14 protein-coding genes are annotated in these 16758 nt (G+C 52.9%); 11 read left to right on the top strand and 3 right to left on the bottom strand.

Annotated features, from left to right (window positions below; genetic code table 11):
* Positions 1-25 precede the first annotated feature (25 nt).
* Complete coding sequence (gene hrpA, locus BLS94_RS02305; protein ID WP_090957590.1) at positions 26-3904, bottom strand: ATP-dependent RNA helicase HrpA; 3879 nt, start codon at positions 3902-3904, stop codon at positions 26-28.
* Positions 3905-4356: 452 nt separating this feature from the next.
* On the opposite strand from hrpA, the gene BLS94_RS02300 reads away from it, so the two are divergent.
* Together BLS94_RS02300 and BLS94_RS14770 are read left to right on the top strand one after the other, a co-directional pair.
* Positions 4357-6102 (top strand): hypothetical protein, encoded by a 1746-nt coding sequence (locus tag BLS94_RS02300; protein ID WP_090957589.1) that lies wholly within the window; start codon positions 4357-4359, stop codon positions 6100-6102.
* Between the two features lie 153 nt (positions 6103-6255).
* Entirely contained in the window at positions 6256-6420 is a 165-nt protein-coding gene (locus BLS94_RS14770; protein ID WP_176767767.1) for a hypothetical protein, read from the top strand.
* Between the two features lie 333 nt (positions 6421-6753).
* Here the strand turns inward: BLS94_RS14770 and BLS94_RS02295 are convergent, their stop codons facing one another.
* Complete coding sequence (locus tag BLS94_RS02295) at positions 6754-7884, bottom strand: TIGR03118 family protein (protein WP_090957588.1); 1131 nt, start codon at positions 7882-7884, stop codon at positions 6754-6756.
* 621 nt (positions 7885-8505) lie between these two features.
* Here BLS94_RS02295 and BLS94_RS02290 point away from each other — a divergent pair.
* The 3 genes from BLS94_RS02290 to msrA all read left to right on the top strand — a co-directional run bounded on the left by BLS94_RS02290 (position 8506) and on the right by msrA (position 10820).
* Complete coding sequence (locus BLS94_RS02290; RefSeq protein WP_090957587.1) at positions 8506-9438, top strand: NAD-dependent epimerase/dehydratase family protein; 933 nt, start codon at positions 8506-8508, stop codon at positions 9436-9438.
* Between the two features lie 124 nt (positions 9439-9562).
* Complete coding sequence (gene msrB / locus BLS94_RS02285) at positions 9563-10087, top strand: peptide-methionine (R)-S-oxide reductase MsrB (protein WP_090957586.1); 525 nt, start codon at positions 9563-9565, stop codon at positions 10085-10087.
* A gap of 91 nt (positions 10088-10178) precedes the next feature.
* The gene (msrA, locus tag BLS94_RS02280; protein WP_256325249.1) at positions 10179-10820 is read left to right on the top strand and encodes a peptide-methionine (S)-S-oxide reductase MsrA; all 642 of its coding nucleotides are present in this window, start codon (positions 10179-10181) and stop codon (positions 10818-10820) included.
* Positions 10821-11049: 229 nt separating this feature from the next.
* Here msrA and BLS94_RS02275 read toward each other — a convergent pair whose 3' ends face one another.
* A complete protein-coding gene (locus tag BLS94_RS02275; RefSeq protein ID WP_090957585.1) occupies positions 11050-11790 on the bottom strand; it encodes a hypothetical protein in 741 nt (246 codons plus the stop codon).
* 249 nt (positions 11791-12039) lie between these two features.
* Here BLS94_RS02275 and tmk point away from each other — a divergent pair, with 249 nt between their 5' ends.
* From tmk to BLS94_RS02245, 6 genes are all read left to right on the top strand, one after another.
* Entirely contained in the window at positions 12040-12672 is a 633-nt protein-coding gene (gene tmk / locus BLS94_RS02270) for a dTMP kinase (protein ID WP_090957584.1), read from the top strand.
* Positions 12672-13790, top strand: a complete 1119-nt coding sequence (gene holB / locus BLS94_RS02265) for a DNA polymerase III subunit delta' (protein WP_090957583.1) — start codon at positions 12672-12674, stop codon at positions 13788-13790. Before tmk ends, holB begins: the two co-directional genes overlap by 1 nt.
* 167 nt (positions 13791-13957) lie before the next feature.
* A complete protein-coding gene (locus BLS94_RS02260) occupies positions 13958-14722 on the top strand; it encodes a TatD family hydrolase (RefSeq protein ID WP_090957582.1) in 765 nt (254 codons plus the stop codon).
* Positions 14723-15379 (top strand): ankyrin repeat domain-containing protein, encoded by a 657-nt coding sequence (locus BLS94_RS02255; protein WP_256325248.1) that lies wholly within the window; start codon positions 14723-14725, stop codon positions 15377-15379. It abuts the gene before it with no gap.
* A 41-nt stretch (positions 15380-15420) separates the two neighbouring features.
* Entirely contained in the window at positions 15421-15813 is a 393-nt protein-coding gene (locus BLS94_RS02250) for a VOC family protein (RefSeq protein ID WP_090957581.1), read from the top strand.
* A 113-nt stretch (positions 15814-15926) separates the two neighbouring features.
* Positions 15927-16670: an SDR family oxidoreductase gene (locus tag BLS94_RS02245; protein WP_090957580.1), complete on the top strand. Its 744-nt coding sequence runs from the start codon at positions 15927-15929 to the stop codon at positions 16668-16670.
* The last annotated feature ends 88 nt before the right edge of the window (positions 16671-16758 follow it).

The raw sequence follows: 16758 nt of genomic DNA, 5'->3' as shown, positions 1-16758 counted from the left end.
TGGGCAGTGAGACGGCCCTTCTACTTCATGCGCTTATTTCTTCCCAAGATTTCTGTAGCCGTTTAGCGGAAACAGGGTAGGGCGTTTTCAGCTCCTGAGCAAATAGCGAGATACGCAGTTCCTCGATTTGCCAGCGGAATCCGGCCAGGGCCGCATCGTAGATTCCGGCCTTGAGTTGCTTTTCCATACGCTGCTCATACTGGTTCCATAGCCCGGCAATAACGGCGCCGTGGCGTGCGTCACGCTCCGGGTTGGCCGCGTATTTTTCCAGTCGCAAAACCATGCCTTTCAAATAACGCGGTAAATGTGGCAACTGCTCCCATGGGGTGGCATTTAAAAACCCTGGATAAACGAGGCTGCGCAGTTGAGCAGTCAGCTTGTCTTTCAGCTTTGGAGTACCCGATCCCGCTGCAGAAAGACTGCTCGACAATGCCTGGCATTCACCCGCGATATTTTGTACCGTCCGGATAACAGCTTCAGTCACGGCGGGTAGCCGCGCTCTCGCCCGCTGCCGCTGGGCAATAAACTCTTTTTCGGTTCGGGGCAGTGCATCGTCACCGATAAAAGCGCGGTCGGCGATGGCGTCCAGCATGTCTTCCCTGAGTAACGGGGGACTGATAAGGGTTTGCAATTGCAATACTGCCTGGCTCTGGTATCGATTTTGTCCCGACAGGTCTTTTTCCAATCGCTTCATTTGCTCCTTGAGTTCGAAGCGCAGCAGCTGCCGCACGCCTCCGCGCATATTGGCTTGTGCCGCATGGCGCGTATCGAACAAATGAATGGCTACTTTTTCCTCTCGTGTGACCAGCGCCGGGTAGCCGGTCAGTTTCTTCCCGCTGCGGATAAAAGTGATTTCTTCGGGCAAATCACCAAAATCCCAGCGTTTCACATCATCACGCTCGATCGGGCTGCGCTCGCCCGAATCGAGCTGGGCGAATGTCATCTGCGCGGCTTGGCCAAGTTGCGCCTTGAGTTGCGCGAGGTCACGGCTTATCGCCAGTTCGCGCCCCGCATCGTCCACAACGTTATAATTCATCAGCAGATGCGGCGGGGGTTTTTCGTTGTGCCACATATCGCGCGGAACAGTGATCCCCGTCTTGAACGAGATAAAATCCGCTAATGCTTCAGTCAGAGGCTTGGGTAGGGGCACAGGGGCGGAAGCCGTAACCGTTGATTCATGGCGTTCCAGGAACTGCGTTACGAAATCCGGTATCGGTATCAGCTGGCGGCGTATCTGTTTGGGCAGCGCTTTCAAATACCAGGTTATTTTTTCGCGGATCAGCCCTGGGACGAGATTGTCGAACCGGGCAGCCTGAAGCTTGTTGAGCAGCGGTAACGGTACGGTAAGGGTGACGCCATCCAATAGATGCCCCGGCTCGAAGCGATAGGCAAACTGCAGCCGTACACCATCCACGACCGTACTATCGGGAAAACGCTCTTCCGTAACGTTGCCCGCCTCATGACGCATCAGGTATTCCCTGGTGAGATAGAGCAGGCGCGGGTTTTCCCGCTCGGCCTGCCTGCGCCATTTTTCGAATGTCGCGCCGTTGCATACCCCGTCAGGGATGAGATTGTCGTAAAACGCAACTATCTCTGCTTCATCCACGAGCACATCCGGGCGGCGTGTCTTGTGCTCCAGCGCTGCCACCTCGGCGATAAGTTTGCGGTTATGCTGATAAAACGGCGCCTGGGTCAGGTATTCGCCCGCCACCAGCGCCGAGCGTATAAAAATTTCACGCGCTTCCTTTGGGTTGATTGCGCCGTAATAAATCCGCCGCTTCGGTATGATCGTCAAGCCGTACAGTGTTATGCGCTCGAATGCCGATACCTGTGCCGGTGTCTTCTCCCAATGGGGATCGAAATAGTGCTTCTTGCACAGCCTGCCTGCAATTTTTTCTACCCAAAGGGGATCGATCCTGGCCACGCTACGTGCGTAGAGCTTCCTGGTTTCGGTCAGTTCGGCAGCCATTACCCATTTAGGTTTGGCTTTTTTGAGCACTGAACCCGGAAAAATCGAAAACTTGATGGCGCGCGCTCCCAGATACTCGCCATCCTCGTCGGCCTTGAAGCCGATATTGCCCAGCAACCCCGCCAGAAGTGCGCGATGAATTTCGTCATAACTCGCGGGAATTTCGTTTGGTCTCAGCCCGAATTCGGCCACCAGCGTATGTAGCTGACCATGAATTTCACGCCACTCCCGCATTCTGCGGTGGGATAAAAAATTTTCCCGGCACTGCTCCATGAGCTTGTGATTGGATTTTTTATGCTTCAACAATTCATCGAAGAAATCCCACAGCTTCAGGTAGCCGATGAAGTCGGACCGCTCATCCTGAAAGCGCTGATGTGCCCTGTCGGCGGCCTCTTGCTGCTCGAACGGCCGGTCGCGGGGATCTTGTATGCTCAAGCCGGACGCAATGATCAGCACTTCGCTCAGGCTGTTCTCTTCTTTGCCAGCCAGGATCATGCGTGCAATCTTGGGATCGATAGGAAACTTGGCCAATCGCCAGCCTATGCTGGTCAACGAATTGCTGTCGTCTACTGCGCCGAGTTCCGCCAGTAACTGGTAGCCATCCGCGATCATTCGCGGCAGGGGCGGATCAAGGAACGGAAAATTCTGCACTTCTCCAATTTTGAGAGACTTCATGCGCAAAATCACGGCTGCCAGCGATGAGCGCAGGATTTCCGGATCGGTAAATTCCGGACGCGCAAGGTAATCTTCTTCCGAATAAAGACGAATGCAGATACCGCTCATTACGCGGCCACAACGCCCCGCCCGTTGGTTGGCGGAAGCCCGCGAAATTTTCTCGACCTGTAATTGCTCCACTTTGTTGCGATAACTATAGCGATTGAGCCGCGCAAATCCTGTATCGATCACATAGCGAATGCCGGGAACGGTGAGCGAAGTTTCGGCTACATTGGTCGCCAACACGACACGTCTCAAATTGCTGCCGCCGGGCTTGAACACCCGCTCCTGCTCGGCATAGGACAATCGCGCGAACAACGGCAGAATTTCCATACCGGATATGGCGGCGCTACTGCCGGGCCTGCTTATGCCATGCTTGCGCAGCGCCTCGGCAGTCTCGCGGATTTCCCGCTCGCCAGGGAGGAATATCAACACATCGCCCGTATCGGAGCCGGGAATCTCATCCAATGCGTTCAGGATGGATTGTTCAATATCGTCTTCTTCCTTATCCTCATTCTGGGCTTCATCTTTACTTCGATTTTTCGCCTGATATTCGGGATCAATGGCGCCGTGCGACTGAATCGGCCGGTAGCGCACTTCCACTGGGTACATTCTGCCCGAGACTTCGACTACCGGCGCATCATCGAAGTGGGCTGAAAAACGTTGCGCGTTAATGGTGGCGGAAGTGATGATCAGCTTCAGATCAGGTCTCGCAGGTAGCAATTGCTTGAGATAGCCGAGCAAAAAATCAATATTGAGGCTGCGTTCATGTGCCTCATCAATGATGATAGTGTCGTAAGCCAGCAGGAAATGGTCACCTTGGGTTTCCGCCAGGAGAATTCCATCGGTCATGAGCTTGATATAAGTTTCCGAACTCACCTTGTCGGAAAAGCGCACCTTATAGCCTACCGCGTGTCCCAGCGGACTCTTGAGTTCCGAAGCGATGCGGGCTGCTACTGTGCGCGCCGCAATGCGCCGAGGCTGCGTATGACCGATCATGCCGGCAGCCCCCCGCCCGAGTTCAAGGCAAATTTTGGGTAGCTGCGTGGTCTTGCCCGAGCCGGTCTCACCGCACACAATTACCACCTGGTTTTCCCGGATCGCGCGCGCTATCTCATGGCGTCGCGCAACCACAGGCAGATCTTCCGGATAGACCGGCTTAGGCAAATTGGCAAGACGCCGCGCAGCATCAATCACAGAAATGGCAGGAAGTTTTTTCATCAGCGGGTTATTCAAGAGAAGACACGTATTTTAACGCAGCGGAAGGAACGGGTACGAAACGCTGGATGGGGCAGCGGAAAGCGATTTATTCTTGATTTCTCATTCTCGTCAGCTATGTTTAAAAAGGGGTGGTAAGTCGATCGGCCGCACCCGATAGAATAGTACGTGTAAATATATGTCTACGTTATACTGGGCAAATGGCTTGTGATGAGGCGACTGGCATGCCAATTACCTGAACCACTATAGATAAGGTAGCATGACCGAACTATTTACGCTTCGATGAGCTGCTAAAGGTCGGTCCTGATTTCCGATGAGCTGGCGATTCTTTCCGAACTGTCCAGGCCAACCTGAAAAGATCAGCCGGCCGAGCATGGAGTGCCGTCTTGTCGACGTTATCGAAGCGAAGCGATGTTTATATAAGGCATTCATTTTTTATCCAGGAAAAATCCAACATGCGGGCTGCCATTCAGTTTATCCATCCGGACAGGAAACTGGCTATCCTCACCAAACTGCTGGGCATCATTCAAGGTATCGGTAATTTGCGGCAGCATATCCTGGCGCATGGCGTATTACTGGACAAATTGAATAAAAACGATCGGGAGATATTAAAAAACGCGCTGATAAAACTGGGCTATTCGAGTTATATAGCCACGGACAGTTCCATTCGCCTGCTGATCGCCAATGGTGAATTACGGACCTTGTTTGGGCTGGTGATGCCAATCGGACGTCGACAAAACGACTTTGCGGAAATTTTTTGGGAACGCGGTTTTACTATTGAGAATCTTCCAACCCATCAAGCCGAGGACCTGAAAAAACGGCTTGAGACCATTGCTACCGTTGTTATTGCACCCGACATCCCGCAGCCATATATTCACACCGTTTGCGGCCAGGTCAGCCAGGCAGACGGCACCCCGATCAGCACCGTCGGCTTTACCGCGCGCGCTTTCGATGCGCTGTCGCCAACAAATATTGTCCCACGCGGAAATACGGTTGCGCTTCAGACCAATGGAAATTATCGCATTGATTTTGCCTGGCAGTCAGACGGCAGAAAAGGGCCCAATCTACTCGTTCACATCTTTGATCCGGAAGGAAATGTCGTTGCGGAAGGTAGAAAAACCGCAGCGGCTATCCAGGAATTCCTCGACATCACGGTCCCCCACTTCACACCTGAAACTTATGCGCTGACAATAGCGGTTAAAAACTATGCAACAGATGCTTCTTTGCCAGGGGTACAGGTTGACGCCGTATTCCAGATTAATGGCCAGCAACTGATTCGCTCAGGCACGACAGATGCCGACGGCGTAACTTTTATCCCGGTTGATGAATATTTTTTCGGTGCGGGACATACTGTCGAGGTTCTGTTCCGGGTTCATCAGGATGATCAAGCGCTCGATACCGATACCTTTATCGAAAACCTTCTACCTGGAAACCAGGAGGTGGAAATCCTGGTTACGTTGCCGAAACCCGGGGGGGAGTTGCGTATTGTCCGAGGTACGGTTCGGCAGACGGATGGCTTCCCTTTGCCGGATGTCATCGTACGGGCATTCGATCGGGATATCCGGACAGAGACATTACTTGGACAGGCAATTGCCGATACCCAAGGGTTCTATGAGATTGCTTATACCACCGGCCAACTGCGCCGGCCAGAAAAAGTGCGAGCTGATCTGATCGTTCGCGCATTCGAACCAGAGGGGAAGGGGGACGAAATCGCTGTGTCGGGTATTATATTCAACGTTTCGCCGCAGCAAACTGTCGATCTTGAGGTTGACCTGGAAAAATTTCGTGGACTGTCGGAGTACGAGCGATATCTTGCCGAGCTGCAACCGCTGGTTGAAAGCGTGCCAATTCACGAATTAACGAAGGAGGATCTGTATTTCCTGGGCGGTAAAACAGGCATTTCACCTAAACAGCTGAATTATTTGCGGCTGGATGCGCAATTGTCATTTCAACGGATGCTGTTACCCGCGGTAACCTACGGTCTTTTTCGCCAGGGGCTTCCGGCGGACTTGGGCCGCTTGTTGATGGAGAAGCCGTTGCGCCTACAGGAAGCACTTAAGGCATCGCTGGCGCAGAACATCGTTCCGGCGTCAATAGCTCCCCAAATTGATCAGGTTATTGAGCAGCTTTTATCCCTTAATGATTCGCTGGGCTTTGAGCTGGAGCTGGAGGCGAAGGCCAGGCAAGGTGCGGTCAGCTGAGGATAATGCCCGGGCATTTGAGCTTGCTGTACAAAACCGTGGAAATGTATGCTTGTTGCAATCGCCTGATTCCCGCGTTCGTTGGAATGATGGCATTTATCGGCCTGCGGTCTATAGTGATATATCACCTTATCCGCGATGAGTTTCTAAATCATGTCCAGAAGTCGTCGCACTAAACGAGTTTTATCTGTTTTGCTGCTTATCGTGGGCGGCATGCTGATGTTCCTGGCGCCGGAAAACATCTGGATCGGCGCCATTCTTTTCATGCTTGGTCTCGCCATGGAAATAGCAGGACTGGTGCTCAGGCGCAACAAATAACGAAATAAAAAGCGGTAATTGTTGCTATGTCGCGTTGGCGTTGATAGACAATCTCTTGGGTGCTGCGATCCCGGGTTGCAGGCCGCAGTCATCGCGAGGTCATTGATTAAATTCGGGTAAATTTAGCGGTCATAAAAAAACCCGAAAACGGACGGGCCGGGTTCGGGTTTAGAGTTTCCGCTTACAAAGGAGGGATCACTTATCCAACGGCTCCATGATAAAACTATCAGAAATAAAGTCAAGTATTTTTGGGACATGTCCCGATCAGCGAAATCAGACCAGGACATGTCGATTTGTATCGATCAGCCGAAAAAATTAGGTCCCTTCCCTTCTTTAAATCAAGGCGCGGCGCCGGATCAGCAGACCTAATACCCCAAGCCCAACGAGCATCATTGCATAGGTTGATGGCTCCGGAACCGGTGTCAGAACGCCAAACAACCCGTGGGCTTCTTCATTGGGCCCAGCAGTGAAATACAACAGGTGGCTGCTCCCGGCCATCATATCGTTTCCAGGGGAAAGTGCCCATAATCCATCGACCGCCAGCGGTCTATTGCTGGCATCGAGCACTTGTCCAAGAAACGCGTGAGTATTCGGGTCGTAAATGTTTATGTGGCCGTCGCCGAAATTACCCACCAGCAGGTCGCCTGCCATCGGGCCGAACGATGATGGCGCGGTAGCTACTGCCCATGGCGCGTTTAATGTTCCGCCTGACGCAACCCGCTCCGCAAAGTCGCCATTCAGGTTATATCTGTCGACAAAACCCAGTCCCAAGCCTGCGACTTCGTCCTCCTTGGCTACATCCTGCAAGGCATAGGTGACATAGAGCGAGCCGTTGAGATTTTGAACATTGAAAGGAGCATATCCCGCGGGAAGGCTCGGGTCCGTGAATGAGCCTGTCAACGCCGGCGCTGAGGTAGTGCCCTTGTAGACATCCACGGTGCCGGCTTTGAAGTTGGCTGCATACAGATAATCCTGCCCCGCAACGCTACCAATGGCTGCGCCCTTGTAAATATTATCCGTTGAGGCCGGGGCGATGGTTTCGGCATTTATCAATCCGGTTGTACCCAGCGCCGGGCGCCAACCGGAAACACTGCCGTTTTCACTGACGAACAGAAAACGATTGCCATTGAATGATGCGGTGCTGTTGAACACTTGCCCGGTAACACCGCCGCCAGGGATCGAAACTGTCAACTGTAGCTTGGCAGTAGCCTGTGTTGCCGGGTCCACGCTATATAAAGGCGATGTTCCAGCACCATTCGAGGAGACCCAGAACGGACCGTTGGGCGCGTATGCCATCCCCCATGCATTCTTGAGGCCGGGATCGGTAAGTTGTGCGGGATTTAACGCCTGATTATCGGTCACAAGACCGGTTGCCGTGAATGGAACAGCCCAGGCAGGGATAGAGAGTAAAGATATTACTACCCCTGCTGTGAGTGAAGGCAAAAAGGATCGAACTTGTCGCATGATATTTCCCCTGAAATAATTATAAGAACTCGATGCCACGCTAGTTTGTTCCCTCTCTATCCTTCTCTACCCCGTTCTGTCCCTTACTTTTTTTCTCTTGAAAAGAAAAGCTTACGGCTTATAGAATCGACGTTGCGTAAAACTACCCTTGACCGCTCGGGTGCAGCCTTTTCCGGGATGAGAAGCTAGTTCTCATTTAACATAGCCTGTGTGATGAAATTGTTGTTTTACTGTAAAAGCTTTGTGAAATTTCAATCCGGTTACTTTTCGAAAGGCAATTTCGATAGCTTCCATGGAGTTCTTGCGCAACTTGTTTCATAATGAAGCGAATGAAGCGCCGAAACCAGTGCGAAACCAATGCTCGAATAAAACTTGTGCTCGAAGCGGGTTATTTTTTATTACGTCCAACCCAGCCTATGCCCGGTCTCAACCTGCTGCGACCTCCACTGCGACCGGCCTCTCGGGCAAAGGTATGAGCTGGCTTGGCAAACACGCTCTTTCCCGTCAATTCCCGGCAGCAGGCCGAATTGCCGGACGGGGAGATCGATATGACCGGGTTTTCAGCCCTCGAGGTACGAAAGCCTGTTCCAGCCACCAGAACTGTTGTCCCAAGGCCTGCCTATGGGCTTGAAAGTCTTTGTCACCGGAGCCGGCGGTTATCTCGGAAATGTGCTGGTTGCTTATCTGGCAGATATGCCAGAGGTCGAGCATATAACCGGGTTGATCAACAACACATTGCCGCCGGCGCCTCTCTCGCCTAAAGTAAATCTCGTCAAGATGGATATCCGTTCACCTGAACTGGCGAGCGTAATGGCCGGGCATGAGGTCGTTGTACACACTGCGTTCCTTGTACAGTGGATCTCCAGAATGCCAGCGGCAGTTCGCGATGACATCAATTTAAGAGGCACGTGGAATCTGGCTCAAGCGGCGGTCGAAAGCCGTGCTCAAAAGGTTATCTATGCCAGCAGTATCTCGGCATACGATCCCATCCTGGTACAAGGAACAGATGACGTAAAAGAAGAATTTCCTACCGGAAAAGGCGATTCCTCCATGTATTACTGGAACAATAAGGCGATTGCGGAGAAGATACTGACGGAGATTCTGGAGCCTTCCGGGATCATATTGACCTCGCTCCGCCTCAGCTACATCATTGGCCCGCGCAACCGCATTACGGTGGCGGGATTTCGCGAGAACGCGGCAAATTTTCCGGGCCGCGATCCCCGCGCGCAATTTGTGCATGAAGAGGATGTGGCTGAGGCTTTTGGGCAAGCAGTGCGTGCCGATATGCCGGGTGTCTTTAACGCTGTTCCAGACGGCAACATCCGGCTCAGTGAAGTCTATGAAATTATCGGTGCAAAGCCCATAACCGTCCCATTATGGCTGGCGCACCTGATAACATTCGTTCGCTGGCAATATCTCGGTTCACCCGTACACCCATCCTGGATCCGGTCAGCTTTGGTGGATGCGACCTTGAGTAACGCAAAACTGAAAGCCGCGGGATGGCGCCCGCGTTACAGCAGCAGGGATGCCATCATCGGCGCCATCGAGAAATAACGATTTTTTTAATCCGTGATTTCATTCGGGAAATGCAGCGGGAGGGCTTGCTCAGGCCCTCAAAGAACCATAACCGCGGGTACACGGTCAAAGGTTGTAATGACCGAAGGAGAAGGAGGATCCCATGAATCGACGCGCTGTACTGCAAAGTCTCGCCACGCTGGCCGGGCTGCCGTTGATTTCGGCATGCTCAAACAGCAAAACCTCGGTAAATACGTCAACTGCGATAACGGTAAAACCTCTGAACAAACCGCATGAAGATTGGCGCGACCTGGTTTCGCCCGCCGCTTATAAGGTGTTGTTTGAAGAAGATACGGAGCCGCCGGGCAGTAGCGCGCTAAATCGTGAAGACCGGGAAGGTACCTTTATTTGCGCCGCGTGCTATCTGCCGCTGTTCGATAGTGCGAACAAATATGAAAGCGGCACGGGATGGCCCAGTTTCACCCAGCCCATTGCGGGTCATATGGAAACGAGGCGCGATTTCAAAATGATTCTGCCGCGCACGGAGTACCATTGCGCGCGTTGCGGAGGTCACCAGGGCCATGTATTTAAAGATGGACCCCTTCCCAGGGGAGAGCGTTGGTGCAACAACGGGCTGGCGCTCCGGTTCGTGCTGAAGGGTGAACAGTTGCCGCCACTCAGAGGCTGACCACCTCCAGCCTCAGACTATGTTCAAGCCATTTAAATTTTACGCCATGCCTCGCGCCCAGCCTTTCCGCCGGGTGTTCGAAGCCATGGTGATGGGCATGATGCTGATCATGTCAGCCGCATGCGAACAGCCTGGCGCGCACCTCAACTCCTCGGCCGCCAGCCCATCAGCGAGTCAGCATGCCGGTTCGCCCGCCGGATCTTCCGTTACGGACATCGCAATTTTCGCTGGCGGTTGCTTCTGGTGTACGGAAGCGGATTTCGACAAGGTCCCCGGTGTAGTATCCACCACATCCGGCTATATCGGTGGCAAGGTGGCAAATCCAACTTATAAGCAGGTGTCTTCAGGAAAAACCGGTCACATTGAAGCAGTGCAGGTGCGCTTCGATCCTGAAAAGATTAGTTTCGCCAAGCTGCTGATTGCATTCTGGCCGACGATCGACCCCCTCACTCCTAATGGACAGTTCTGTGATGAGGGCTCGCAATATCGCAGCGCAATCTTTTATCGTAATGCTGATCAAAGGCGACAGGCCGAGGCATCCAAAGCCGAACTCGAAGCCTCTGGTCGTTTTACGCAACCTATTGTGACCGAGATTTTGCCCGCCACGGAATTTTACCCGGCAGAGGAATATCATCAGGATTATTACAAAAAAAATCCGGTCCGCTATTCCTATTACCGTAACGGCTGTGGCCGCGATGCGCGTCTAGCCCAGGTATGGGGTATTCGCAAATAGTCGGGAGGCAGGTATCGAGGTATCGAGGAAATGCCCACACGCCGCACTGCCCTACGTTTATTGTCGCCTTATACTTTTTGGACTCACTTCAAAGGCTCGGTTGCACGTTGTGTGCCCGCAGCTTTTACCTCCCGGACTCCTCGAATAACGGGCAATTCTCCCCTCATTTTCCTACTCTGCTTTCGCGGGATCAGGCGAGTGGGTTTCTACAAGCGGTGTCCACAGAACGCTAGTGCACGGCGTTCAAGGCTGGGCCCGATGCCGGGTTCGGAGTCAAGCCTGTATTCGGACGACCGCTCCCGTCGCGCCTCTCCCTGAGCTCCGTGGTATCCAAATCCATGATGCGGGGATCTTTAGCCGCGTTGTCGTCGGCCTGTAGATATTGCGTTTCGGGTTCCCTGGTTTTTACCTTCGTTCCCTTCTGGTCTTTCACCTTCGAAGCCTTGACCTTCGCAGGCTGCGTCTTTGCATCTTTACGGCCTTCGGCTGTATCCTGCGGATTCTTTGAAATGTCGGCGGTATCGTGCTGGGCCTTGAGATTGGCGCTCATGGCCATATAGTTGCGATACTCATTCTGCATCTGGGAGTGCAACTGCGAATATTGAGTACTGTAGGAACTCCGCGCGCTTTCCAGCTGCCGTAGTTTTGTTTCCAGCTGGCGCCGGTTTTGGGAATTATCTTTTGCTTCGACAGTTTTTACTGCCAGCGAGACCTCCTGGATTTTTTGATTCAGTTGCTTGAATAACTGAGCCATACTATTGGCAGCGTTACTGTAACGCCGGTGGTATAACTCCAATTTCTCGAAATCGGTCAGCGGTTCACCGATAGGGCGCGAAGTTGTCTCGGACATATCATTTGCCGCCGGCTCCTGCTCCACCTGTCCTGCGAAAGCATTGGGCAAGGATAGTCCCAAAGCCAAAGCAATTATGGCTGCGTATTGCGTCCATAAGCTCTTTATGTGCCGTTTCATGGATGAACTCCTGGATATGTTGGTTTTGTTGAATATGATGGTATACCTGTTTAACGCGGGACTCCAATTTCTGGTGCTTATCGTTTAGTGATTGGTTTTGGCTTTGGGTTCGATGAAATCAGGATATCAGACAAGGCTATTGCCGTTTGCGAGTATAAGTTAAACTGCGTGGTGATAATGATATGGGACAAAAATGGAAAGCAGTTTTCTAATACACCCAGCCATCCGCCCTGACCAGCAATCGCGAGAATGACAGTTTCCAGATCGTCCAAGAGTAAATTCATTACGTTGGAAGGCATAGACGGCGCAGGCAAGAGTACACACCTTGGCTGGCTTGCGAGCCTTTTGCGTAGCAGGGGGAAAAGCGTAGTCGTGACACGCGAGCCGGGCGGCACCCGTTTGGGCGAAGGATTGCGCGAGCTTTTGCTTGACAGTGACCAGGCCATGCATCCAGAAACCGAGGCTCTGCTTATGTTCGCAGCGCGCCGGGAGCACTTGGACAAGATTATCCTGCCGGCGCTGGATCGCGGCGATTGGGTGCTTTCAGATCGGTTCACCGATGCCAGCTTCGCCTATCAGGGCGGTGGCAGGGGTTTGGCAATGGAGAAACTCGATAAGCTCGAGCATTGGGTGCAAGGAGAATTTCAACCTGACCTCACGCTTTATTTCGACGTAACAGTCGAATTGGGCAGGCAACGAATAGATGCCATCAAGCCAGCTGACCGGTTCGAAGCGGAACAGGATGAGTTTTTCGGGAGAGTACGAAATGCCTACCTGGAAAGAGCTCGCCGTTTTCCGCGGCGTATCTCTGTAATAGACGCAAACCAGACTCTCGAGGAAGTTAAGGAATCAGTTGAAAAAATCATCCTATCCTTTTGTTGATGAAGAATATTTATTCATGGCAAAAAGAAGCCTGGCGGAGATTGGCCCAGGATGTTCAAGGAAGCAGGAGGTCATCAGTCCATGCCTTGCTGCTGAGGGGCAGAAAGGGCTTGGGCAAGCTTGCATTCGGCCGTTACCTGGCCAAATCCAGGCTCTGCGAGAATCCATCTGCTGAGGGCGAGGCATGCCAAACTTGTGCCAGCTGCCGCTGGTTTGAACAAGGCAGTCATCCGGATTATCGCCTGATCGAGCCAGAAGCCATGTCAGGATCGCCCGATGATAACGGGGAGGATGGAAGCAGCGATATCGGGCCGGGCTCCACGCCTGGGTCTGCCTCGGGCGCCACGACGGAATCCAGCAACGCAAAATCCAGGAAAAAACCAAGCAAGCAGATCAGTGTCGCGCAAATAAGAGATCTGGCCGATTTCATCAATATATCCAGCCATCAGAACGGATATAAGATCATCTTGCTCCATCCTGCAGAAACCATGAATGCAGCCGCTGCCAATGCGCTGCTGAAGAACCTGGAAGAACCGCCGCCCCGAACACTGTTCATTCTCGTTACCCATCACGCGCAGTATTTGCTGCCGACCATACGCAGCCGGTGCCTGCAAGTTGCAATGCCCGTGCCTGATCCTGCAACCGCCATTGCCTGGCTTAAGCAGCAGGGGATCAAAGATCCGGAAACATGCCTGGCTTCCGCTGGGTATGCGCCATTGTCGGCGCTGGAATTCAACGATGACGATTATCTGGAGCGGCACGGCGACTTCATCGAACAGATCAGCGTACTCGCCGAACTCAGCCCGATTGCGCTGGCGGAGGCGTTGCAAAAATCAGACTTGTCCACGGTGGTCAACTGGCTGCAGAAATGGTGCTACGACTTGATGAGCTTTCGCACGACCGGCAAGGTCCGCTATCATCTTGACAGACTCGCCGCCATAGAATTGCTGGCGCCAGGGATTGAGCCGCGTTCACTGGCCACGTACTCGCGGACACTGGCTGGCGCACAGCTGCTGGCAAGCCATCCCCTCAATACTCGATTATTCCTGGAAGAGTTGCTGTTTTCCTATGTCGCTGCGCTATCACCGGCATCACCCTCATCTCAAGTAGAAGCATAAGCGAGCCATGCTTGATTTGGACTGGGGCAATATCCACCCCATGCGTTGCACTCGTCGGCATCGTAGACTAAGCTACCCCTTCATCGTACGCTTGCAATTCCACGCCGGGTTGCGGTCAACTACCGCCGATGGTCCACGGGAAGTACTTGTTCAAAGGTTCCATAGCCATGTTTGTTGACTCTCATTGCCATCTTGATTTTCCTGATCTGTCGAGCAACCTCAACGAGTTGCTGGAGAAAATGCGGGCGAATGATGTTAGCCATGCACTCTGCGTGAGCGTTAACCTGGAAGACTTTCCCCGAGTGCTTGCGTTGGCGGAAACCCATCCGAACCTGTTTGCCTCAGTGGGTGTTCATCCTGATTATGAAAATCTGGCCGAGCCGCAAGCATCGCAACTGGCATCCCTGGCTGAACATCCGCGAATCGTCGCCATCGGGGAGACGGGGCTGGATTACTTTCGCCTGAAGGGCGATCTGGAATGGCAGCGGGAACGCTTCCGCCAGCATATTCGTGCCGCCCGGCAGTGCGGTAAACCGCTCATCATTCACACGCGCGAGGCTGCTGCCGATACCTTGCGTATCATGGCGGAGGAGGGCGCGGATAAGGTCGGTGGGGTGATGCATTGCTTCACGGAAAGCTGGGAAGTGGCCCAGCAAGCGATGGAAATGAATTTTTATATTTCTTTTTCCGGGATTGTCACTTTCAAGAATGCCATTGCCTTGAAGGATGTGGCAAAGAGAATCAAACTGGAAAGAATGCTCATAGAGACAGATTCGCCATATCTCGCGCCGGTGCCTCATCGCGGCAAAATGAATCAGCCTGCCTTTGTGCGACATGTAGCGGGGGAAATAGCCGCATTGCGCGGTATCAGCATCGACGAAGTAGGCACAACTACGACCGAAAATTTTTTCAACTTATTCAAGGCGGCGTGAATGATGAGCTTACCAGGAAAATTCTTTTTCATGGCTGGTCTGATGCTTGCTGTCAACCTGTGCCAGCCGCCGGTTGCGCTGGCAGGAGCCTATGAGGATCTACGTTGGGCGGCTGAGGACAATAACATTACAGACATAAGGGAGTTGCTAGCTAAAGGTGCCGACCCTAACACGTCTGATGCGCAGGGAAATACGCTTTTGATGGTTGCGGTACGCAACAAAAATGCCGAGCTCGTTGATTTGCTGATAAAGGCTGGCGCAAAGCTCAATTTGCGCAATAAATATGGCGAAACCGCCATTATGCTCGCCAGCTATAACGGGCTTGGGGATATCGTCGAGAAACTGTATGTAAAGGGAGCGGAAATCAACCATAAGGGGTGGAATCCACTGCTTTATGCCGCAACCGCCGGTCACGCGAAAATCGCCCAGTTATTACTGGAGGGGGGCGCGGAAGCCAATTCGATATCCAGCAACGGATCAACTGCATTAATGATGGCGGCTCGCGGCAATCATGTGGATACTGCAAAAGTGCTTCTGAAAAACGGCGCCGATCCCAATATCAGGAATGAGTTGGGAAAAACGGCATTGGATTGGGCTTTGAGCAAAAATCATGGCCAAATAGCTGAGGTGTTGAAAGCCGGCGGAGCGACGAAATAACCGGGTCTTCCGAAAGTTGACCCGTAACTGACAGGAGTGACATGAGCACGATTGGATTCAATCATTACAATTTGCGCGCTCCGCGCGAGCTCATGAATCAGCTCAAGGATTTTTATTGCGAGATAGTGGGACTTGCGCAAGGTCAACGTCCATCTTTAGAGAGTCCTGGGTATTGGCTTTATGCCGGCGATCAATGTGTTCTCCACTTGAGCCAGGCACGCCCGGATGAAGTGCGCCTTACGCATATCGCCACCACTTTTGATCACGTGGCGTTTACCTGTACTGATCGTCCGGAAATGGAGGAGCGCCTGAAGCAGCACAATGTCGAATTCCGGAGAAGTAAAGTACCTTCTCTTGGCATAGCCCAGCTATTTTTCAAGGATCCGGCAGGGAACGGAATAGAATTGAGCTTCGCCGAAGACCAGCCCGTCTGAATGAGTCGTTAACTTGATGCCGCCGATGCAAGCGACAACAGATAGCAGAGGTAGCGAAAACAAGCTCCGCGCACGGAACACCGCGCACTTTGCATTCATACGGAAACACGGAAATGAAAAAACCGCTTCAGGATAAAGTTGCCATTATCACCGGCTCGTCGAGGGGCATCGGTGCGGAAATCGCTCGTACGCTGGCTGGCGCGGGCGCAAAGGTGGTGGTTAACTTTACCGCGAACCCGAGTGCCGCCGAAGCGGTATGCGCTGCGATAGCGGAAGCAGGCGGCGAATCGCTAGCGGTTAAAGCAGACGTCAGTGACCCGGCTCAGGTTCGAATGCTGTTTGATGCCACTATCGAACGCTTCAAGCACCTTGATATTCTCGTCAATAATGCGGGCGTGCTTCTATCCAGGCAAATTGCCGACATCAGCGATGAAGAGTTTGACCGCGTCCTGAGCATTAACGTAAAAGGCGTTTTTTATGCCCTGCGGGAGGCTGCAAAGTGGATGGCGGATGGTGGACGCGTGGTCAGCCTCTCCAGCACTGTTACCCGGCTTATGCTGCCGAACTATGGCGCTTATGCGGCAAGCAAGGGCGCTGTAGAACAATTGACGCGCGTCTTTGCGAAGGAGATGGGAGAACGGGGCGTGACAGCCAATATCGTTTCACCAGGGCCGATCAATACCGAAATGTTTAATTCGGGAAAAAATAAGGAAACGATCGAACGGATGGCGGCAATGTCCTTCCAGGGTCGCATTGGCGAACCGGAAGACATTGCGCGCGTGGCACTCTTTCTGGTCAGCGAAGAAGCGGGCTGGGTTACGGGGCAGAATATCAGCGCCAGCGGCGGAGCTGCGTGACCTCCGCGGCAGGGGTACGCTTAACCAGGCTAGGCAAAAAAAAGAGGATTCCCAAAAAATCCCCCTCGTGCGTAGAGAAATTACCTAT

The sequence above is a fragment of the Nitrosospira sp. Nsp18 genome, from assembly GCF_900103145.1.
Taxonomy (GTDB): Bacteria; Pseudomonadota; Gammaproteobacteria; order Burkholderiales; family Nitrosomonadaceae; genus Nitrosospira.
The sequence above is the reverse complement of the archived record's forward strand: the minus strand, read 5'-3'. Positions and strand labels throughout refer to the sequence as shown.

Bases quoted from the DNA above. Each gene is read 5' to 3' on its own strand.
- hrpA (WP_090957590.1), bottom strand. From the start codon at position 3,904: ATGAAAAAACTTCCTGCCATTTCTGTGATTGATGCTGCGCGGCGTCTT.
- BLS94_RS02300 (WP_090957589.1), top strand. From the start codon at position 4,357: ATGCGGGCTGCCATTCAGTTTATCCATCCGGACAGGAAACTGGCTATC.
- BLS94_RS14770 (WP_176767767.1), top strand. From the start codon at position 6,256: ATGTCCAGAAGTCGTCGCACTAAACGAGTTTTATCTGTTTTGCTGCTT.
- BLS94_RS02295 (WP_090957588.1), bottom strand. From the start codon at position 7,884: ATGCGACAAGTTCGATCCTTTTTGCCTTCACTCACAGCAGGGGTAGTA.
- BLS94_RS02290 (WP_090957587.1), top strand. From the start codon at position 8,506: ATGGGCTTGAAAGTCTTTGTCACCGGAGCCGGCGGTTATCTCGGAAAT.
- msrB (WP_090957586.1), top strand. From the start codon at position 9,563: ATGAATCGACGCGCTGTACTGCAAAGTCTCGCCACGCTGGCCGGGCTG.
- msrA (WP_256325249.1), top strand. From the start codon at position 10,179: ATGGGCATGATGCTGATCATGTCAGCCGCATGCGAACAGCCTGGCGCG.
- BLS94_RS02275 (WP_090957585.1), bottom strand. From the start codon at position 11,790: ATGAAACGGCACATAAAGAGCTTATGGACGCAATACGCAGCCATAATT.
- tmk (WP_090957584.1), top strand. From the start codon at position 12,040: ATGACAGTTTCCAGATCGTCCAAGAGTAAATTCATTACGTTGGAAGGC.
- holB (WP_090957583.1), top strand. From the start codon at position 12,672: ATGAAGAATATTTATTCATGGCAAAAAGAAGCCTGGCGGAGATTGGCC.
- BLS94_RS02260 (WP_090957582.1), top strand. From the start codon at position 13,958: ATGTTTGTTGACTCTCATTGCCATCTTGATTTTCCTGATCTGTCGAGC.
- BLS94_RS02255 (WP_256325248.1), top strand. From the start codon at position 14,723: ATGATGAGCTTACCAGGAAAATTCTTTTTCATGGCTGGTCTGATGCTT.
- BLS94_RS02250 (WP_090957581.1), top strand. From the start codon at position 15,421: ATGAGCACGATTGGATTCAATCATTACAATTTGCGCGCTCCGCGCGAG.
- BLS94_RS02245 (WP_090957580.1), top strand. From the start codon at position 15,927: ATGAAAAAACCGCTTCAGGATAAAGTTGCCATTATCACCGGCTCGTCG.